This is a genomic window from Streptomyces sp. NPDC126503, from assembly GCF_040302405.1.
In the GTDB taxonomy this organism is placed as follows: Bacteria; Actinomycetota; Actinomycetes; order Streptomycetales; family Streptomycetaceae; genus Streptomyces; species Streptomyces gulbargensis.
Genome location: NZ_JBEORS010000026.1, coordinates 57,618 through 79,150 on the forward strand (window position 1 = coordinate 57,618; position 21,533 = coordinate 79,150).

Sequence of the window (21,533 nt, forward strand, 5' to 3'; positions counted from 1 at the left end):
GGCGTCGGAGGGGACGCCCTACGGGGTGGTGCGGCCCAATTCGTTGTCGATGAAGCTGAGGAGCTCGTCGACCGAGGCCGACTCGATGGCCTCGGACGCGTCGGGCTCGTCGGCCCCGGGCGCCGCGGCCGTGCCCTCGGGCCCCTCGATGCGGGACAGCAGGGCCCGGAGGCGGGCGGACACGGCGGACCGGTCCTCCTCGTCCCCGGCAACCGTGGCCAGCTTCCGTTCCATCTCGTCCAGTTCGGCCATCAGGGCCTCGCGGGCGTCGGGCGCCTCGGGAACGAGACGCTCCCGCAGGTACGCGACGAGGGCCGCCGGGGTCGGGTGGTCGAAGACGAGGGTGGCCGGGAGCTTGATGCCGGTGGCGGTGCCGATCCGGTTGCGCAGGTCGACCGCCGTGAGGGAGTCGAAGCCCAGGTCCTGGAAGGCCCGGTCCGGTGCGATGCCGTCGGCGTCGGCGCGGCCCAGGACGGCGGCCACGTCGGTCCGTACGAGGGTGAGCAGCAGCTGCTCCTGCTCGACCTCGCTCAGCTCGGCCAGGCGGGCGGTCAGTTCCTCCGCCCGGTCGGCGGTGCCGCCGGCGGGGCCGGACCGGGCGACGCGGCGGCCCGGGACGGCGACGAGGTCGCCGAGCAGGGCGGGGATCCGGTCCTTGGCCCGTACGGCGGAGACGCCGACCGGGGTGGCGACGAGCGCGGCCCGGCCGTCGGCGGTGGACCGGTCGAAGAGGGAGAGGCCCTCGACGCGGGCGATCGGCCGGAAGCCGTCGCGGGCGAAGCGGTTGAGGTCGCTCTCGGACAGGTGGGCGTTGATGCCGCCGAGCTGCCACAGGCCCCAGGCGATGGAGGTGGCGGGCAGGCCGTGGGCGCGGCGGTGGGCGGCGAGGCCGTCCAGGAAGGCGTTGGCCGCCGCGTAGTTGGCCTGGCCGGGGCCGCCGAGGACGCCGACCGTGGAGGAGAAGAGGACGAAGGCCTCGAGCTCCATGTCGCGGGTGAGCTCGTGGAGGTGCCAGGCCGCGTCCGCCTTGGGCCGCAGGACCGCGTCGAGCCGGTCCTCGGTGAGGGCGGGGACGAGTCCGTTGTCGAGGACGCCCGCGGTGTGGACGACGGCGGTCAGCGGGTGTTCGGCCGGGATGGCCGCGATGACCTCGGCGAGCGTGTCCCGGTCGCCGGCGTCGCAGGCGGCGACGGTGACGTGGGCGCCGATGCCGCGCAGGTCGTCCAGGAGCGGCTGGAGGTTCTCGGTGCGGTCGCCGGTGCGGGAGAGCAGCACGAGCCGGGAGGCGCCGTGCTCGGCGACGAGGTAGCGGGCGAACTCGGCACCGAGGGTGCCGGTGCCGCCGGTGACGAGGACGGTCCCGCCGGACTTCCAGGAGGGGGCCCGGCCGGCCGGGGTGTCGGTGGCGGGGACCCGGTGCAGACGGGGCAGGAGCACCGTGCCGTCGCGCAGCGCGGCCTGGGGTTCCCCGGCGGCGACGAGCGCGGCGAGGGTGTCGCGCAGCGGGCCGCCGTCCGCCGTCCGCGCGGCGAGGGAGGCGGTGTCCGCGTCGGTGTCGACGAGGACGACGCGGTCCGGGGCCTCGGACTGGGCGGAGCGGATCAGGCCCCAGACGGCCGCGCCCGCCAGGTCGGTGACGTCCTCCCCCTCGCGGGTGGCGACCGCGCCGGAGGTGGCCACGACCAGCCGTGTTCCGGCGAGCCGCTCGTCGGCGAGCCATTCCTGGACGAGGGCGAGGGCCCGGCGGGTGGCGGTGCGGGTGGCGGCGGCCCGGTCGGCGGTGGCGCTGGACGCCCAGGGCAGCAGGACGGCGTCGATGCGGTCGCCGGCGGCGAGGGCGGTGGCCACGGATGCCGGGTCCGGGTGGTGGTCCGGGCCGAGGACGGCCCAGGTGAGCGGCTCGGCGGGGGCGGGCAGCGGGGCCGCGGCGGGGTTCCAGTCGAGGTGGAACAGCGATTCGCGGCCGGTGCTGTCGCCGCCGACGGCGGCCCGGAACTGCTCGTTGGGGATGTCGCGGAAGACGATGGACTCGACCGAGACGACCAGGTCGCCGGCGGCGTCGGCGAGCTGGAGGGAGAAGGAGTCGTCGTCGATCTCGGTGACGCGCGCCTTGACGGCGGTGGCGCCGGTGGCGTGCAGCCGGACGCCGTACCAGTCGGCGGGGACGGGCACGGTGCCGGCGGCCGGGTCGACCGGGCGGGTGGGCAGGGCCGCCTGGAGCAGGACGGGGTGGAGCCCGTACCGGCCCGCGTCGGCCTGGAGGCCGTCGGGGAGCTGGATCTCGGTGGTGCGGCCGGGGGCGTTCTCGTCCCAGGTGAGGGAGGCGGCGACCTCGGGCTCCTCGGTGAGGTACCAGCCCTCGGCGTGCATGGTCCACGGCGCGTCGAAGTCGTCGGGCCGGGAGTACAGGCACAGGCAGTGGCGCCCGCTGTCGTCCGGGGTGCCGGCCCTGACCTGGAGCTGGATGTTGCCCTCCTCGGGGAGGACCAGCGGCACCTGGAGGTTGAGCTCGTCGAGCGCCGGGTGGCCGATCAGGTCACCGGCGTGGATGGCGAGTTCGACCAGCGCGGAGGCGGGCAGGACGGGCGAGCCGAGGACGACGTGGTCGGCGAGCCAGGGGTGGCTCGTCAGGGAGAGGCGGCTGGTGAAGAGGATCTGGTTGAAGCCCGCCACGGTGATGGGCGACCCGAGGACCGGGTGGCCGGTGGCGGGGGCGCCGTTGCCGAAGGTCTCGGGGACGGGGCGGGACTCCAGCCAGTAGCGCTGCCGCTGGAAGGCGTACGTCGGCAGGGGCACCTGCCGGGCGCCGGTGCCGGCGTACAGCGCCCGCCAGTCGACGGGGACACCGCGCGTGAAGAGGGTGCCGACGGCGGTGAGCAGGGTGCTCACCTCGTCGCGGCCCCGGCGCAGGGCGGGGACGGCGCCTTCGGCGAGGGCCGAGAGGATGCCGTCGGGGCCGATCTCCAGGTGGGAGGTGACGCCCTCGGCGGCCAGGGACTCCACCGCGTCGGCGAAGCGGACGGTGCCGCGGACCTGGTCGGCCCAGTACTCCGGGGTGCGCAGGTCGTCGCCGGTGGCGAGCTTTCCGGTGAGGGTGGAGACGACCGCGAGGCGCGGAGCCTGGTAGGTGAGGCCGGCGGCCGCCTTGCGGAAGTCCTCCAGCATCGGGTCCATGAGCGGCGAGTGGAAGGCGTGGCTGACGGTCAGGCGCCGGGTCTTGCGGCCCTGCTCCTCCAGCTTCCCGGCCACCTCCAGGACGGCCGCCTCCTCGCCGGAGACGACGAGCGCCTGGGGTCCGTTGATGGCGGCGATGGCCACCCCGTCGGTGAGCAGCGGCGCGACCTCGGCCTCGGTGGCCTGGACGGCGACCATCGCACCGCCCTTCGGCAGCGCCTGCATCAAACCGGCGCGGGCCACCACCAGACGTACCGCGTCCTCGAGCGAGAACACCCCCGCCACATGCGCGGCGGCGATCTCACCGATCGAATGCCCGGCCACAAAGTCCGGCCTCACACCCCAGGACTCCACCAGCCGGAACAACGCCACCTCGACCGCGAACAGCGCCGGCTGCGTCCACCCCGTCTCGTCCAGACCCTCACCCGAGACGATCACCTCACGGACCGAGCCGCCCAGACCCGCGTCCAGGAGCGCGGCCACCTCGTCGAAGGCGGAGGCGAAGACGGGGAACGTGGCGTACAGCTCCTGGGCCATTCCGGCGCGCTGGGCGCCCTGACCGGTGAAGAGGAAGCCGAGACGGCCGCCGGTCTTCTCGCCGCGCACCAGGCCCGGAGCCGTACCGCCCTCCGCGAGGGCGCGCACACCCGCCAGGAGTTCGCCCCGGTCGCGGCCGGTGATGACCGCGCGGTGGTCGAGCACGGCCCGCCCGGTCGCCAGCGAGTGGCCGACGTCCAGCGGGGAGACGCCGAGGTCCGCCGTCAGGCGGGCGTACAGGCGGCGGGCCTGGTCGCGGAGCGCGTCCGCCGTCTTGCCGGAGACGGTCCACGGGATGACCGGGAGCAGCGTCGGGTCCGTCGCCGCCGCCTCCCCGGTCTCCTCCGCGGTCTCGGCGGCCGGCGCCTCCTCGATGATCACGTGGGCGTTGGTGCCGCCGAAGCCGAAGGAGGAGACGGCCGCGCGGCGCGGCGCTCCGGTCTCCGGCCACGGGCGGGCCTCGTGGAGCAGGGAGATGGCGCCCGCGTCCCAGTCGACGTGCGTGGTCGGCTCATCGGCGTGGAGCGTGCGGGGCAGGATGCCGTGGTCCATGGCCTGGATCATCTTGATGATGCCGCCGACCCCGGCCGCGGCCTGCGCGTGGGCGATGTTGGACTTGAGCGAGCCGAGGTAGAGCGGCCGGTCCTCGGGGCGGTCCTGGCCGTAGGTGGCGAGCAGCGCCTGTGCCTCGATCGGGTCACCGAGCCGCGTCCCCGTGCCGTGCGCCTCGACCGCGTCCACGTCGGACGGGGCGAGACCCGCGCCGGCGAGGGCCTGGCGGATGACCCGCTCCTGCGCCGGACCGTTGGGGGCGGTCAGGCCGTTGGAGGCACCGTCCTGGTTGACGGCCGAACCGCGGATGACCGCGAGGACCTGGTGGCCGTTGCGGCGCGCGTCGGACAGCTTCTCCACGAGGAGCAGGCCCACGCCCTCCGCCCAGCCGGTGCCGTCGGCGCTCGCCGAGAAGGACTTGCTGCGGCCGTCGGCGGCCAGGCCGCGCAGCCGGGAGAACTCCACGAAGGCGACCGGCGTCGACATCACGGTGACGCCGCCGGCCAGCGCGAGGTCGCACTCGCCGCGCCGCAGGGCGTTCGCCGCCAGGTGCAGGGCGACGAGCGAGGAGGAGCAGGCGGTGTCGACGGTGACGGCCGGGCCCTCCAGACCGTACGTGTAGGCGACGCGGCCCGACGCGATGGAGCCGGCGCTGCCGCTGAAGAGGTAGCCCTCGAAGCCCTCCGGGGGGAGGTGCGGGCGCGAGCCGTAGTCGTTGTACATGACGCCGGCGAAGACACCGGTCCGGGTGCCCTTGAGCGACACCGGGTCGATGCCGGCCCGCTCGAAGGTCTCCCAGGCGGTCTCCAGGAGGAGGCGCTGCTGCGGGTCGGCGGCGAGGGCCTCGCGCGGCGACATGCCGAACAGCTCGGGGTCGAAGAGGTCGGCGTCGTACAGGAAGCCGCCCTCGCGGGAGTAGGAGGTGCCGACCCTCTCCGGGTCGGGGTCGTAGAGGCGCTCCAGGTCCCAGCCCCGGTCGGTGGGGAAGTCGGAGACGGCGTCGACGCCGTCGGCGACCAGCTCCCACAGGTCCTCGGGAGAGGAGACGCCTCCCGGGTAGCGGCAGGCCATGGAGACGATGGCGATCGGCTCCTGCTCCTTGTCCTCGACCTCGCGGAGACGCTTGCGGGCGTCTCGTGCGTCGGCGATGGCCCTCTTGAGGTATTCGCGGAGTTGTACCTCGTCAGCCACGTGAATTCAGCTCCCCGGTGATGGTGGGTCCGATGGCCGGCTGCGCGCCGCCGCCGGAAGCGGCGGCGGCGCGCACCGTGCGGGTGCGGGTCATTCGAGTTCGTCCAGGAGCGCGAACAGCTCCTCGTCGCTGGCGGTCTCGAGGTCCTGGTCGTCGACGGTGTCCTCGGGGCGTCCGGGGTCTCCGGCGCCTTCGGCCGCCTTGAGCAGTTCCTTCAGCCGTGCGGTGATCAGGTCGCGGGCCTCCTGGTCCGGTGCGGCGGCGGCGATGGCCGCCTCGAGGCCGGCGAGCGGGGCGAGGACCGGATCGGCCGGCGACGCCTCCTCGACGGCGAGTTCGCCCAGGAGGTGGGCGGCGAGCGCCTGCGGCGACGGGTGGTCGAAGACGAGGGTGGTGGGCAGCCGCAGACCGGTCGCCCGGCCCAGCTGGTTGCGCAGCTCGACGGCGGTGAGGGAGTCGAAGCCGAGCTCCTGGAAGGCCCGGTCCGCCTCGATGCGGCTCGGGTCGCCGTGTCCGAGGACACCGGCCACCTGGGCCCGTACGAGATCGGTGAGGGCGCGCTCCCGCTCGGCGGCGCCGAGGGTGGCGAGCCGCTGGGCGAGCGAGGCCTCCTCGGTGGCACCGGCGCTCGCCGCGGTGGTGGTGCGGCGCTTGGGCGGGCCGGCGAGGGCGCGCAGGACGGGCGGCAGTTCGTCGCCCCTGCTGCGCAGGACGGCCGTGTCGAGGCGGGTGACGGCCAGGACCGCCTCGCCGGTGGCGGGGGCCGCGTCGAAGAGGGCCATCGCCTCGTCGGAGGCGAGGGGCCGCAGGCCGACCCGGGCCAGGCGGCGCAGGTCGGTCTCGTCGAGGCCGCCGGAGATGGTGCTGGCCTGCGCCCACAGGCCCCACGCGAGGGAGACGGCGGGCAGGCCGTGCGCCCGGCGGTGGGCGGCGAGGGCGTCGAGGAAGGTGTTGCCGGCCGCGTAGTTGGCCTGGCCGGCGGTGCCGATGAGGCCGGCCACCGACGAGTAGAGGACGAAGGCCGTGAGGTCCAGGTCCCGGGTGAGCTCGTGCAGGTGCCAGGCGGCGTCGACCTTGGGCCGCAGGACCTTGTCGAGCTGCTCGGCGGTGAGGCGGGCGGCGACACCGTCGTCGAGGACGCCGGCGGTGTGCACCACGGCGGTCAGCGGGTGCTCGGCGGGGATGCCGGCGAGGACCCCGGCCAGCGACTCGCGGTCGGTGACGTCGCAGGCGACGGTCTCGGCGTGGGCGCCGAGCTCCTCGAGTTCGCCGCGCAGTTCGGCGGCGCCGGGGGCGTCGGGGCCGCGGCGGCTGAGGAGCAGCAGCCTGCGGGCGCCGTGGACGGTGACCAGGTGCCGGGCGAGGATCGCGCCGAGGGCGCCGGTGGCGCCGGTGACGAGGACGGTGCCCTCGTCCCAGCGGGGCTCCGCCTGGCCGGCGGCGGGGCCGGTGCGGGTCAGTCGCGGGACGGTGAGGGTGCCGGCGCGGACGGCGACCTGGGGTTCGCCGGTGGCGACGGCGGCGGCGACCAGGCCGTCGCCGTCCCCGCCGGCGGGGTCGAGGTCGACGAGGACGATCCGGCCGGGGTTCTCCGTCTGCGCGGACCTGAGCAGGCCCCAGACTCCGGCGTGGGCCAGGTCGGTGACGTCCCCGCCGCCGGCGGCGACGGCGCCGCGGGTGGTGACGACGAGCCGGGACTCGGCGAGCCGGTCGTCGGCCAGCCACTCGCGCACCGTGTCCAGGACGCGGGCGACGGCGGTACGGGCCCGCTCGGGCAGCGGGCCGCCGTCGGGGGCGTCCGTGGCGGGCAGGTGCAGGACGGCGGGGGCCGGGGTGCCCGCGTCGAGCGCCGCGGCGAGGGCGGCGATGTTCTCGTACGCGTCTCCCGTGGCCGTCGCCGTGCCGAGCAGCGCCCAGCCGGTGCGGTCCGCGCCGGCGGCCGGGGCGGGCAGCTCCGTCCAGCCGAGGCCGAACAGGCCGTCGCGGGCGGCCGTGCCGGCCTCGCGCAGCGCCTCCTCGGACAGCGGGCGCAGCAGCAGCGACTCGGCGGCGGCGACGGGGGCGCCCGCGCCGTCGGCGACGGTGAGCGCGGCCCGCAGCGAGTCGTCGCCGGACCGGTCGAGGGAGAGCCGGACCCGCAGGACCGTCGCCCCGGTGGCGTACAGGCTCACGCCGGACCAGGAGAACGGCAGCCAGGACGGTCCCTCGGCCTCGGCGACGCCCGGGAGCAGCGGGTGCAGGGCGGCGTCGAGGAGGGCGGGGTGGAGGCCGAACCGGGGGGCGTCGGAGCGGTGTTCCTCGGCGAGGACGACCTCGGCGAACAGCTCGTCCTGGCCCTTCCACAGGCGGGTGAGGCCCTGGAAGGCGCCCTCGTAGCCGTAGCCGGTGGCGGCGAGCCGGTCGTACACGCCGTCGAGTCCGACCTCGGTGGCGCCGGCCGGCGGCCAGGCGAGCAGCCCCTCGGGGGCCCCGGCGCCGGTGCCGAGCCGTCCTTCGGCGTGCAGGGTCCACGGCTGGTCCGTGCCGTCCTCGTCGGGGCGGGCGTACACGGCGAGCGTGCGGCCGCCGCTCTCGTCGGGTTCGCCGGCGACGAGCTGGATCTGGACGGCGCCGCGCTCGGGCAGGATGAGCGGCGCGGCGAGCGTCAGCTCCTCCACCCGGTCGCAGCCGACCTGTTCGGCGGCCCGGAAGGCCAGGTCGAGCAGTCCGGTGGCGGGGACGAGGACGGTGCCGCGGACGGCGTGGCCCTCCAGCCAGGGGTGGCTGCGGCGGGAGACGCGGCCGGTGAAGAGGTACGCGTCCCGGTCGGCGACCCGGACGGCCGCGCCGAGCAGCGGGTGGCCGACGGCAAAGAGGCCGAAGCCCTCGGCGTCGCCCGGGGTGGAGGAGCCCTCCAGCCAGTAGCGGCCGTGGTCGAAGGAGTAGGTGGGCAGCTCGACCCGGCGGGCGCCCGGGAAGAGGGTCTTCCAGTCGGGGCGGGCGCCGCGCAGCACCGCGCCGGTGACGGCGGCGGCGACGGTCTCCGCCTCGGGCCGGCCGGAGCGCAGCATCGGGGCGAGGAATCCGGCCTCGCGGGTGAGGCAGGCCTGCGCCATGGCGGTGAGGACGCCGTCGGGGCCCATCTCGATGTACTCGGTGACCCCGAGTTCCTCGAGCTGCCGGACGCCGTCGTGGAAGCGGACCGCCTCACGGATGTGGGTGGCCCAGTAGTCGGGCGAGGTGAGCTGCTCGGTGGTGGCGAGGACGCCGGTCACGTTGGAGACGACCGGGATGCGGGGGGCGTGGTAGGTCAGGCACTCGGCGACGTTCCGGAACTCGTCGAGCACCTCGTCCATGTGGGGCGAGTGGAAGGCGTGGCTGACGGGCAGCCGCTTGGTCTTGCGGCCGCGGGTGCGCCAGACGGTGCTGATCTCCTCGACGAGGTGCTCGTCGCCGGAGATGACGGTGGCCTGCGGGCCGTTGAGGCCGGCGATGGCGACGGCGTGCAGGTCGTAGTCGTCGAGCAGGGACCGCACCTCCTCCTCGCCGGCCTGGAGGGCGGCCATCGCGCCGCCCTCGCGGGCGGCCTGCATCAGGCGGCCCCGCTCGGCGACGAGGGTGCAGGCGTCGGCGAGGTTCAGGACCCCGGCCAGGTGGGCGGCGGTGACCTCGCCGATGGAGTGGCCCAGGAGGTAGTCCGGGGTCAGGCCGTGGTGTTCGGCGAGCCGGAAGAGGGCGACCTCGACGGCGAAGAGGGCGGCCTGGGTGAAGGCGGTCTGGTCGATCAGCGCCGAGTCCGCCGAGCCGGCGGGGGCGAAGAGGACGTCCTTGACGGGCCGGAACAGCTCCGTGTCGAGGTGCTTGCACACCTCGTCCAGGGCGCGGCGGAAGACGGGCGACGACTCGTACAGTTCGCGGCCCATGCCGAGCCGCTGGCTGCCCTGTCCGGTGAACAGGAAGGCCGTCTTGCCGCGGCGGCCGGTGGCCGCGCGCACCACGGACGGGTTCGACTCGCCGCGGGCGAGGGCTTCGAGCCCCGTCATGAGGGCGGCGCGGTCGGTGCCGAGGACGGCGGCGCGGTGCTCCAGGGTGGCGCGGGTGGTCGCCAGGGAGAAGCCGACGTCGCCGGGGGTGAGCGCGGGCCGCTCGGTGAGGTGGCGGTGGAGCCGGTCGGCCTGGCGGCGCAGGGCGTTCTCGTCCTTCGCGGTCAGGATCCACGGCAGGACGCGGCCGTCGGCGCCGGCGGTCCCGTTCGCCTTCCCGGTTCCCTCCGCGTCGGCGGCCGGGGCGGCCGGGGCGGCGGGGGCCGGGGCGTCCGGGGACTGCTCCAGGATGACGTGGGCGTTGGTGCCGCTGATGCCGAAGGACGACACCGCCGCGCGGGCGGGCCGGCCGGTGACCGGCCACTGCCGGGCCTCGGTGAGCAGCTCCACCGCGCCCGCGTCCCAGTCGATGTGCGGTGAGGGGTTGTCGGCGTGCAGGGTCTTCGGCAGGGTGCCGTACCGCATGGCCTGGATCATCTTGATGACGCCGCCGACACCGGCCGCGGCCTGCGCGTGTCCGATGTTCGACTTGAGGGAGCCCAGGTAGAGGGGCCGGTCCTCGGGGCGGTCCTGGCCGTAGGTGGCCAGCAGCGCCTGCGCCTCGATCGGGTCGCCGAGGCTGGTACCGGTGCCGTGCGCCTCGACGGCGTCCACGTCGGACGGGGCGAGACCCGCGCCGGCGAGGGCCTGGCGGATGACGCGCTCCTGCGCCGGACCGTTGGGGGCGGTCAGGCCGTTGGAGGCACCGTCCTGGTTGACGGCCGAGCCGCGCAGGACGGCGAGGACCTGGTGGCCGTTGCGGCGCGCGTCGGACAGCTTCTCGACGAGGAGCAGGCCCACGCCCTCGGCCCAGCCGGTGCCGGAGGCGTCGGCGGAGAAGGAGCGGCAGCGGCCGTCCTCCGCCAGGCCGCGCTGGCGGGAGAACTCGACGAAGGTGCTGGGGCCGGACATCACGGTGACGCCGCCGGCGAGCGCCAGGTCGCACTCGCCCTGGCGCAGGGCGTTGGCCGCCAGGTGCAGGGCGACGAGCGAGGAGGAGCAGGCGGTGTCGACGGTGACGGCCGGGCCCTCCAGTCCGTACGTGTAGGAGAGGCGGCCGGAGACGACACTGGAGAGGTTTCCGGCGAGCAGGAAGCCCTCGAACTCCTCGGGGCTCTTGGCGAGGCGCGAGGCGTAGTCGTCGTACATGGCGCCGGTGAAGACGCCGGTGCTGGTGCCGCGCAGGGTGGCGGGGTCGATGCCGGCGCTCTCGAAGGTCTCCCAGGCGGTCTCCAGGAGGAGGCGCTGCTGGGGGTCGGTGGCGATGGCCTCACGCGGCGACATTCCGAAGAACGCCGGGTCGAACTGGTCGGCGTCGTGGAGGAAGCCGCCGTGCCGGGTGTAGGAGGTGCCGGTGTGCTCCGGGTCCGGGTCGTACAGGGCGTCCAGGTCCCAGCCCCGGTTGTCGGGGAACTCGCTGATGGCGTCGGTGCCGTTCAGGACGAGCCGCCACAGGTCCTCGGGGGAGGCGACGCCGCCGGGGAAGCGGCAGGCCATGCCGACGATGGCGATCGGCTCGTCGGCGAAGGCCGCGGTGCGGCGGGCCGGGGCGGCGCCGGCGGCCTGCTTGGTTCCGGCGGCCTGCTGGTGCAGGTAGGCGGCGAGGGCCGCGGGCGAGGGGTGGTCGAAGACGGCGGTGGCGGGCAGCCGCAGTCCGGTGGCGGCGTTGAGCCGGTTGCGCAGCTCCACTCCGGCCAGCGAGTCGAAGCCGATCTCCTTGAAGGCGCGCTCGGGGTCGATGCCCTCCGGGCTGGCGTGGCCGAGGACGCCGGCGACGATGCTCCGGACGAGGTCGGCGGCGGCGGCGCGGCTCTCCTCCTCGGGGAGGGAGGCGATGCGGCGGGCCCACTCGGTGCCGCCGGCGGCGGCGCCGGCCGTGGCGCCCTGGGCGGCCCGCGCGGTGGCGCGGGGCCGGATCAGGCCGCGCAGCAGGGCGGGCGGGGTGCCGTCCGCCGCCGCCTCGCGCAGCCGGGCCAGGTCGAACAGGGCCGGTACGACGAGGGCGTCGCCGCCGGTGAGCGCGGCGTCGAACAGGGCGAGGCCGGTCTCCGGGTCGAGCGGGTCGACACCGGCGCGCTTCCAGCGGGCCAGGTCGGCGTCGCCGAGCTGGGCGCCCATGCCGTGGCTGGAGTCCCACAGGCCCCAGGCGAGCGAGGTGGCGGCGAGGCCGCGGGCCCGGCGGTGGGCGGCGAGGGCGTCCAGGTAGGTGTTGGCGGCGGCGTAGTTGGCCTGGCCCGCCGTACCGGTGATGCCGGACACGGAGGAGAAGAGGACGAAGGCGGCGAGGCCCAGGTCCCGGGTGCGCTCGTGCAGGTGCCAGGCGGCGTCGACCTTCGGCCGCAGGACCTTCTCCAGCTGCTCGGGGGTGAGCGACTCGACGGTGGCGTCGTCGAGGACGCCCGCCGTGTGCACGACGGCGGTGAGCGGGTGGGCGGGGTCGACCGACTCCAGGAGGGCGGTGACGGCCTCGGGTTCGGCGGCGTCGGCGGCGACGGTGGTGACCCGGGCGCCCAGCTCGGCGAGTTCGTCGGCGAGCTCGTCGGCGCCGGGGGTGGCCGGTCCGCGGCGGCTGGTGAGCAGCAGGTGGCGCACGCCGTGCTCGGCGACGAGGTGGCGGGCGAGGAGCCCGCCGAGGCCGCCGGTGCCGCCGGTGATCAGGACGGTGCCCTGCGGGTCGAGGCGCGGCGCGTCGGCGGGGGCCGGGGCGCGGTCGCGGGTGAGCCGGGGGGCGTGCAGGCGGGTGCCGCGCAGCGCGAGCTGCGGTTCGCCGGCGGCTCCGGTGGCGAGCGCGGCGGGCAGCCGGTCCTCGGCCTCGGCGGTGCCGTCGACGTCGAGGAGCAGCAGGCGGCCGGGGTGCTCGGTCTGGACGGCGCGGAGCAGGCCCCAGACGGGGGCGCCGGCCAGGCCGTCGACCTCCTCGCCGGGGGCGGTGGCGACCGCGCGGGTGGTGACGAAGGCGAGGCGGGTGTCGTCGTGGCGCTCGTCGGCGAGCCAGCGCCGGGTCAGTTCCAGGGCGCGGGCGGCGGCGGCGTGGGCGGCGGCCGGGGTGTGGCCGTCCCCGGTGTCCTCTCCCCCGGCGCGGACGAGGAGGACGTCGGTGTCGAGGCCCTCGGGGTCGGGCAGTTCGTCGCCGGTGATCTCGGTGACGCGCGGCGCGGGGCCGCCCGCCGGGGTGAGCGTGGTCCAGGCGACGGTGAACAGTCCGTCGGTGGTGACGGCCGGGGCCAGCCGGTCCTTGGCGACGGGGCGGAGCACCAGCGAGTCGACGGTGGCCACGGGCGCGCCGGCGGCGTCGGCCAGGTGCAGGCTCACCGCGTCGGTGCCGGCCTGCTCGACCCGTACGCGCAGGGTGGTGGCGCCCACCGCGTGGGTGGTGACCCCGCTCCAGGCGAACGGCAGCCGGATCGTGCCCGGGTCGGCGCCCTCGGCGGCGTCGAGGACGACCGGGTGGAGCACGGCGTCGAGCAGGGCGGGGTGGACGCCGTAGCGGGCGGCGGCCTCGTGCTGGTCGTCGGGGAGGGCGACCTCGGCGTAGACCGGGCCGTCCTCGACGCGCCACAGGGCGCGCAGCCCCTGGAAGACGGGCCCGTACTCGTAGCCGAGGTCGGTGAGCCGCTCGTACGTGTCGTCGAGCGGCACCGCCCGGGCGTCGGCGGGCGGCCACTGGCGCAGCTCCTCGAAGACCGGGTCGCTCGCGTCCCGGGCGCCGGCGGGGGTCTCGGCGAGGGCGCCGGAGACGTGGCGGGTCCAGGCGCCCTGCTCGTCGTCGCCGGTCTCCGGGCGGGAGTACACGGTGAAGGTGCGGGTGCCGGAGGCGTCGGGCGCGGCGACGGCGACCTGGACGCGCACGGCCCGCTGCTCGGGCAGGGCGAGCGGGGCCTCCAGGGTGAGTTCGGCCAGGTGCTCGGCGCCGGCGGCCCGGCCGGCCGCGGAGGCCAGCTCGATGAAGGCGGTGGCGGGCACGAGGACGGTGCCGTGGATGCGGTGGTCGGCGAGCCACGGGTGGCCGGCGAGCGAGAGGCGGCTGGTGAGGACCAGGCCCTCGCCGGCGGCGAGCTCGACGGAGGTGGCGAGCAGCGGGTGCCCGGCCGGGTCGAGGCCGAGGCTGCGGGCGTCGGTGCGGGCCTCGGGCTTCAGCCAGTAGTGCCGGCGCTGGAAGGCGTACGTGGGCAGCTCGACGCGGGAGGCGCCGGGGAAGAACGACCCCAGGTCCAGCGGGGCGCCGAGGGTGTGGGCGCGGGCGAGCCCGGCGGTCAGCGTCTCGGACTGCGGGCGGCCGGCCCGCTGGAGCGCCACCGCCTGGGAGGTGTCGGCGCGGAAGGAGCCGCCGGCCATGGCGGTGAGGACCGCGTCGGGGCCGATCTCCACGAAGGTGGTGACGCCCTCGTCCTCCAGGGTGCGGGTGGCGTCGAGGAACCGTACGGCCTCGCGGATCTGCCGCACCCAGTAGTCGGGGGTGAGCAGGTCGTCGCCGCCGGCGGGCAGGCCGGTGACGGTGGAGACGACCTGGAGGCGCGGGGCGTGGTAGGTCAGGCCCTCGGCGACCTGCCGGAACTCGTCGAGGATCGTGTCCATGTGCGGCGAGTGGAAGGCGTGACTGACCGTCAGACGCCGGGTCTTGCGGCCGCGTTCGCGCCACAGCTCGGCGACCTCGTCGGCGGCGTCGGCGTCGCCGGAGATCACGACGGCCTCGGGGCCGTTGACGGCGGCGACGGCGAGCCGGCCGGTGTGGGCGGCGAGGGTCTCGGCGACCTCGGCCTCGGGGGCCTGGATCGCGACCATGGCACCGCCGGCGACGGCCGCCTGCATCAGCCGGCCGCGGGCGGCGACGAGGGCGGCGGCGTCCTCCAGGGAGAGGACCCCGGCGACGTGGGCGGCGGCGAGTTCGCCGATGGAGTGGCCGGCGACCGCGTCGGGGGTCAGCCCGTGGGCCTCGGCGAGCCGGTGGAGGGCGACCTCCAGGGCGAACAGGGCGGGCTGCGTGGCACGGGTCTCGTGCAGCAGGGCCGCGGTGGACTCGTCGGCCGTGGCGTCGGCGAACATCACCTCGCGCAGCGGCCGGCCGAGGTCCAGGTGCGGGTCGAGCGCCGCGCACACCTCGTCCAGGGCGGCGGCGAACACCGGGTGGGCCTCGTACAGTTCGCGGCCCATGCCCGGGTACTGGGCGCCCTGGCCGGTGAACAGGAACGCGGTGCGCCCGGCGCGGGCGGCGGAGCCGGTCACCAGCTGGGGCGCGTCGGCGCCGCGGCGCAGGGCGTCGAGCCCGGCCAGGAGCGCGTCCGGGCGGGTGCCGGTGACGACGGCCCGCTCGGCCCAGGTGGCCCGGGTGGTGGCCAGGGAGAAGCCGATGTCGGCGAGGTCGCGGGCGGTGAGCTCCGCCGGGTCGCCCCGGCGCTCCAGGTGGGCGTGGAGCGCCTCGGCCTGGGCGGCCAGGGCGGTGCGGTCCGGGGCGGAGAGTGCCCAGAGGGCGGGCGTGGTGGGGTCGCCCTCCGGGCGGTCGGGGGTGGCGGTGCCGGCGGGGGCGGCCGTACGGGTCGGCTCGTCCGCCGGTTCGTCCTCGGCCTGCTCCACGATGACGTGGGCGTTGGTGCCGCTGATGCCGAAGGAGGAGACGGCCGCGCGGCGGGCGCGCTCGGTGGCGGGCCACTCCCGGGCCTCGGTCAGCAGCTCGACGGCGCCGGCCGTCCAGTCGACGTGGGGGGTGGGCTCGGAGACGTGCAGGGTGCGCGGCAGGACGCCGTGGCGCATCGCCTGGACCATCTTGATGACGCCGCCGACACCGGCCGCGGCCTGCGCGTGCCCGATGTTCGACTTGAGCGAGCCGAGGTACACCGGGTCCCGGTCGCTTCGGTCGCTGCCGTAGGTGGCGAGGATGGCCTCGGCCTCGATGGGGTCGCCGAGGCGGGTGCCGGTGCCGTGGGCCTCGACGGCGTCCACGTCGGACGGGGTGAGGCGGGCGTCGGCGAGGGCCTGGCGGATGACCCGCTCCTGGGAGGGGCCGTTGGGGGCGGTCAGGCCGTTGGAGGCGCCGTCCTGGTTGACGGCGGTGCCGCGGATGACGGCGAGGACCTGGTGGCCGTTGCGGCGGGCGTCGGACAGCTTCTCGACGAGGAGGAGGCCCACGCCCTCGGCCCAGGAGGTGCCGTCGGCGTCGGCGGAGAAGGACTTGCTGCGGCCGTTGGCGGCGAGGCCGCGCTGCCGGGAGAACTCCACGAACATGCCGGGCGCGGACATGACGGTCGCGCCGCCCGCGATGGCGAGGGTGGTCTCGCCCTGGCGCAGCGACCGTACGGCCATGTGGAGGGCGACCAGCGAGGAGGAGCAGGCGGTGTCGATGGTGAGGGCGGGGCCGACCAGGCCGAGCTGGTAGGCGATGCGGCCGGACATGACGCTGCTGGTGGAACCGGTGAGCAGGTGGCCCTCGACGCTCTGCGGGGCCTCGTGCAGGCGGGTGCCGTAGTCGAGGGCGGTGGCGCCGACGAAGACGCCGGTGCGGCTGCCCTTGAGGGTCTGCGGGTCGATGCCGGCGCGCTCGACGACCTCCCAGGCGGTCTCCAGGAGGAGGCGCTGCTGCGGGTCCATGGCGAGGGCCTCGCGCGGTGAGATGCCGAAGAAGCCGGCGTCGAAGAGGGCCGCGTCGTGGAGGAAGCCGCCCTCGCGCACCGAGCTCTTGCCGGAGCGGTCGGGGTCCTGGTCGTACAGGTCCTCGTCCCAGCCGCGGTCGGTGGGGAAGCCGGAGATCGCGTCGGTGCCCTCGGCGACGATCCGCCACAGGTCCTCGGGGGAGGAGACGCCGCCGGGGTAGCGGCAGGCCATGGCGACGATGGCGATGGGCTCGTCGTCCTGGAGGGGGGTGGCGAGGTACTCGTCGTCGGCGGCGGCCGCGCCGGTCAGTTCGGCCTCGATGTGGGCGGTGAGCGCCTCGGGGGTGGGGTGGTCGAAGAGGAGGCCGCTGGCGAGGCGCAGTCCGGTGGCGGTGGCGAGCCGGTCGCGCAGTTCGACGGACATGAGGGAGTCGAAGCCGAGGTCCTTGAAGGAGGCCCGGGCGTCGGCGCGGCGGCCCTGGGCGTAGCCGAGGACGGCGGCGATGTGCGTGGAGGTCAGGTCGGTGACGGCGCGGGACCGCTCGGCCGGGGACATCGCGGCGAGGCGGGCGCCGAGTTCGCCGCGGGGCGCGGCGGGCTCGCGCGGCGCGGCGGCCGGGAGCGCGGGGGCGGTGCGCTCGGTGGAGCGGGGCTCGAACCAGTGGTGCTGCCGCTGGAAGGCGTACGTGGGCAGGGGGACGCGGCGGGCGCCGGTGCCGGCGTAGAGGGCCCGCCAGTCGACGGGGACACCGCGCGTGAAGAGGGTGGCGACGGCGGAGAGCAGGGTGCTCACCTCGTCGCGGCCCCGGCGCAGGGCGGGGACGGCGCCTTCGGCGAGGGCGGAGAGGATGCCGTCGGGGCCGATCTCCAGGTGGGAGGTGACGCCCTCGTCGGTGAGCGTCCGGACGGCGTCGGCGAAGCGGACGGTGCCGCGGACCTGGTCGGCCCAGTACTGGGCGGTGCGCAGGTCGTCGCCGTCGGCGAGGCGGCCGGTGAGGGTGGAGACGACGGGGAGGTGGGGGGCGCTGTAGGTGAGCTGCGCGGCGACGGCCTTGAACTCGTCCAGCATGGGGTCCATGAGCGGCGAGTGGAAGGCGTGGCTGACCGTCAGGCGCCGGGTCTTGCGGCCCTGCTCCTCCAGCCGGGCCGCGACGGCGAGCACCGCCGCCTCCTCGCCCGAGACGACCAGGGACTGGGGCCCGTTGATGGCGGCGATGGCCACCCCGTCGGCGAGCAGCGGCGCGACCTCGGCCTCGGTGGCCTGGACGGCGACCATCGCACCGCCCTTCGGCAGCGCCTGCATCAGACCCGCACGGGCGACGACGAGCCGTACCGCGTCCTCCAGCGAGAACACCCCCGCCACATGCGCGGCGGCGATCTCACCGATCGAATGCCCGGCCACGAAGTCCGGCTTCACACCCCAGGACTCGACCAGCCGGAACAACGCCACCTCGACGGCGAACAGCGCCGGCTGCGTCCACCCCGTCTCGTCCAGACCCTCACCCGAGACGATCACCTCACGGACGGAGCCGCCCAGACCCGCGTCAAGGAGACCAGCCACCTCGTCGAACGCCGCCGCGAACGCCGGAAACGACGCGTACAACTCCTGCGCCATCCCCGCACGCTGAGCGCCCTGACCGGTGAAGAGGAAAGCGGCCCGGCCGTCCCGTATGTTTCCGGTGACCACGCCGGTGCCGGGGGCGCCCTCGGCGAGGGAGTCGAGACCGGCGAGGAAGGCGTCCTTCCCGTCCGCGAGGACGACCGCGCGCTCGTCGAAGGTGGTGCGGGTGGTGAGCAGCGACCAGCCGATGTCGGCGGGCGTGGCGTCGCTCGTGGCGGCGAAGGCGCTCAGCTTGCCGGCCTGGGCGCGCAGCGCGTCGGCGTCACGGCCCGAGAGGATCCAGGGCAGGACGGGCCGGGCGTCCTCGGCGGCCGGCTCCGAGGCGTCGCCGGAGGCGCCCCCGGCGGCGGGGGCGGCGGCCGGGGCCTCGGTGAGGACGACGTGGGCGTTGGTGCCGCCCATGCCGAAGGAGGAGACGCCCGCGACGAGGGGGCGGTCGGGGTGCGGCCAGGCGGTCAGCTCGCGCGGCACGGCGAGGCCGAGGCCGTCGAGGTCGATCGCCGGGTTGGGGGTCTCGAAGTTGAGGCTGGCGGGGATCTCGCGGTGGGTGAGGCTCAGCAGCGCCTTGAGCAGGCCGACCATGCCGGCGGCACCTTCCAGGTGCCCGACGTTGGTCTTGGCCGAGCCGACGAGCAGCGGGTCGCCGGGCGCGCGGTGGGCGCTGAAGACGTCGCCGAGGGCGGCGGCCTCGATGGGGTCGCCGACCGGCGTGCCGGTCCCGTGCAGCTCGACGTACTGAACATCGGAGGGGCTGATTCCGGCCTTTTCGTAGGCCTCGCGGAGCACCTGGCGCTGGGCCTCGCGGCTGGGGACGGTCAGGCCGGGGGTCGCGCCGTCGTTGTTGACGGCGGAGGCGCGGATGACGCCGTAGACGCGGTCGCCGTCCGCGACGGCCTGGTCCAGGGGCTTCAGGATGACGGCGCCGCCGCCCTCGCCCCGGACGAAGCCGTTGGCGCGGGCGTCGAAGGTGTAGGCGGTGCCGTCCGGGGAGAGGCCGCCGAAGCGCTCCTCCGTCACCGCGCTCTCACCGAGGATGTTGAGGTTGATGCCGGCGGCGATGGCGGTGGTGGACTCGCCCGAGCGCAGGGACTCGCAGGCCAGGTGGACGGCGACCAGGGAGGAGGACTGGGCGGCGTCGACGGTGAGGCTGGGGCCGCGCAGTCCCAGGTAGTAGGAGACGCGGTTGGCGATGACGCCGCGGTTGAGGCCGGTCATCGAGTGCTGGGTGATGACCTGCTCGCCGTACTGGCCGGCCAGGCTCGCGTAGTCGTCGCGCAGGGTGCCGACGAAGACGGCGGTGCGCGAGTCGCGGAGGGAGGCCGGCAGGACGCCGGCGTCCTCCAGCGCCTCCCAGGCCAGCTCCAGGACCATGCGCTGCTGGGGGTCCATGGCGGCGGCCTCGCGGGGCGAGATGCCGAAGAACCCGGCGTCGAACTCGCCGATGCCGTCGAGGAATCCGCCCCGGCGGACACCGGGGGTGTCCTCAGGGGCGGCGGTGTTCCAGCGTCCGGGTGGCGCGTCGGTGATCGCGTCGGTGCCGGTGCGCAGCAGTTGCCAGAAGTCCGCCGGGCCGAGGGCCATGGGGAGCCGGCACGACAGACCGATGACGGCGATGGCTCCGTCCTGGCCTCGCGACGCCCGGCTCTCCACAGAATTGCGATTCGTCGTCATGGCGCTCGGCTGCCCTTTCCTCACTGATTTCGAAGCGGCCTGAGTATCCCGGATATGGAACCCCGCATTGTCGACCTTAAGACCGGTTGCCCCGGTTCCTCTCAACACCGGGTCATGCACGGGTAACCGCAGGTTTCGGTCATGAGGTGGCCGGTCCGTTACTTGTCGGTGGGCGGCCGGTGAGGTGCAACCCGTTATGTTCGGGCCAGATCTGCGTGAAACTCCTCGAATTCCCGGGTGCCATGCCGGAAGAAAGCAGGAATGGTCTCGCCATGAGCAATCTCACCAGCGATGTCGAAAAGCACACCGCGCTGTACGAAGCGGCCTTCAACTCGGGTGACGTCGACGCCGTGAACGCGATGTACACCGACGAGGCCGTCGCGGTCTGGGAACCGGGCGTGCCGCTCACGGGCCAGGCCCGCAAGGACGCCGTCAAGGAGTTCCTGGCCCGGAAGCCGAAGATGAGCGCCCGGCCGCGCCAGTCCTTCGTGACCGGTGACACCGCGCTGCTGATCGTGGACTGGTCGATCGCGACCGTCGACGACGCGGGCGAGCCGGAGCTGCTCACCGGCGTCGGCGTCGACGTGCTGCGCAAGGGCGCGGACGGCAACTGGCGCTACGCGATCGACGACCCGTACGGCGAGCAGCAGCAGTAAGCGCCCCCCACCGCCCTCCGGCACGGAAGCCTGTCCCGACCAAGAAAGTGGTGTTCGCAGACCATGAGCATTCCTGGGATCACGGTCGACTTCGATGTCGACAACCCGGATCTGACCGGCGACTCGGAGACTCAGAACGAGATCTTCATCCAGCTGTTCAATTCGGGTGACGGTGCCCTCTTCGACCTTCTCTACCGCGACGACGCGATCTCGAACTTCTCGGGTTCGCCGCTGACCGGCAAGGAGCGCACGGAGTTCTTCAAGGAATTCCTCGCGCCGAAGCCGTTCCTCGTGGCCGAGATCACCCACGCGTACGTCGCCGGCGACGTCGCCCTGATCGGCGTGAAGTTCAGCGTCGACGGCACGGACGCGGACGGCAAGCCCACGCGCATCGAGGGCAACTGCACCGATGTGCTCCGCCGTGGTGAGGACGGCCGCTGGCTCATGGCCATCGACCGTCCGGTCGCCGGAACCCTGCTGCCCCAGTAGGGTCCCCCCTTCTCCTGGCCTGCCCGGTCCATCCCCCGTCCGGGCAGGCCAGGGAACCTCCGGGCCGGAGGGTGAACCTTTCAAGACGGCTACGATCGGGCCGATAGCAAACCGCAAGCGCGGTTCATTACGCTGGACGTTCTTGAGGGGCCGTCAGCCGCGCCCCCAGGCATCCACGGAGTGCACATGGCTAAGCAGGAACGCGCTGTTCGCACACGCGAGGCGCTCCTCCGGTCCGCTGCGGAGATCTTCGACACGGATGGATTCGTGTCGGCCTCCCTCTCCGCCATCTGCAGCAAGGCCGGGGTGAGCAGTGGCGCCCTGCATTTCCACTTCGCCAGCAAGGGCGCGCTGGCCGAGGCGATCGAGCGGGCGGCGGAAGCACGCCTGCGCCTGATCACCGGTCCTGATCTGGACCCCGACGACGACCTGGACGCCGCCGACGGCACGTACGCCGGCGACGACCTGGACGCCGCCGGGCGTACGAGGACGGCGGACGGTACGAGGCCGGGGGACGGTACGGAGGCGGGCCGCACGCGCGCGGCCGGCCGGCCGGTGTCCCCCGTCCCGGCGGACCGTACCGACGGGGCCGACCGCCCCGATCCGGTGCGGCTGATCGTCGCGACCTCCCACCGGCTGTTCGACCAGCTCAACACCGATGTCGTCCTGCGGGCCGGCTTCACGCTCGGCTGCGAACCCTCGTGGCAGAGCCGGGCCGACCTGCACGGCCAGTGGCGGGACTGGATCGCGTCCGCGCTGCGGCTCGCCGCCCGCCGGGGCGCGCTCGCCGACGGCACCGATCCGGAGGACGCCGTCACCGTCGTCGCCGCGTCGACCGTCGGCTTCGAGGCCCTCGGCCGCAAGGATCCCGCCTGGCTCTCGCAGGAACGGCTGAGCCAGTTCTGGCAGTTCATGCTCCCCCGTCTGGTGCCGCCGGGTACCGGCCCGCAGAAAGGGACGTAGTGGATAGCACGTGGTTCAGGCGCTTCGGCACGG

The 21,533-nt window shown here is 75.1% G+C and carries 4 protein-coding genes and 1 pseudogene; 3 read left to right on the forward strand and 2 right to left on the reverse strand.

Annotated features, from left to right (window positions below; genetic code table 11):
- Nucleotides 1-18 precede the first annotated feature (18 nt).
- Both ABTY40_RS26455 and ABTY40_RS26460 read right to left on the reverse strand, forming a co-directional pair.
- A pseudogene (locus tag ABTY40_RS26455) lies at nt 19-5,436 on the reverse strand (type I polyketide synthase); the annotation flags it as partial.
- Nucleotides 5,437-5,544: 108 nt separating this feature from the next.
- Nucleotides 5,545-19,392, reverse strand: a complete 13,848-nt coding sequence (locus ABTY40_RS26460) for a type I polyketide synthase (protein WP_352061818.1) — start codon at nt 19,390-19,392, stop codon at nt 5,545-5,547.
- Between the two features lie 272 nt (nt 19,393-19,664).
- Here ABTY40_RS26460 and ABTY40_RS26465 point away from each other — a divergent pair, with 272 nt between their 5' ends.
- The 3 genes from ABTY40_RS26465 to ABTY40_RS26475 all read left to right on the forward strand — a co-directional run bounded on the left by ABTY40_RS26465 (nt 19,665) and on the right by ABTY40_RS26475 (nt 21,500).
- Nucleotides 19,665-20,048, forward strand: a complete 384-nt coding sequence (locus ABTY40_RS26465) for a YybH family protein (RefSeq protein ID WP_309031467.1) — start codon at nt 19,665-19,667, stop codon at nt 20,046-20,048.
- Between the two features lie 63 nt (nt 20,049-20,111).
- Nucleotides 20,112-20,537 carry a YybH family protein gene (locus ABTY40_RS26470; RefSeq protein ID WP_352061819.1) on the forward strand — a complete coding sequence of 142 codons (426 nt, stop codon included), beginning with the start codon at nt 20,112-20,114 and terminating at the stop codon, nt 20,535-20,537.
- A 186-nt stretch (nt 20,538-20,723) separates the two neighbouring features.
- A complete protein-coding gene (locus ABTY40_RS26475) occupies nt 20,724-21,500 on the forward strand; it encodes a TetR family transcriptional regulator (protein WP_352061820.1) in 777 nt (258 codons plus the stop codon).
- The last annotated feature ends 33 nt before the right edge of the window (nt 21,501-21,533 follow it).

Coding starts and splice junctions, on each gene's coding strand:
- ABTY40_RS26465 (WP_309031467.1), top strand. CDS start 19,665: ATGAGCAATCTCACCAGCGATGTCGAAAAGCACACCGCGCTGTACGAA.
- ABTY40_RS26475 (WP_352061820.1), top strand. CDS start 20,724: ATGGCTAAGCAGGAACGCGCTGTTCGCACACGCGAGGCGCTCCTCCGG.
- ABTY40_RS26460 (WP_352061818.1), bottom strand. CDS start 19,392: ATGACGACGAATCGCAATTCTGTGGAGAGCCGGGCGTCGCGAGGCCAG.
- ABTY40_RS26470 (WP_352061819.1), top strand. CDS start 20,112: ATGAGCATTCCTGGGATCACGGTCGACTTCGATGTCGACAACCCGGAT.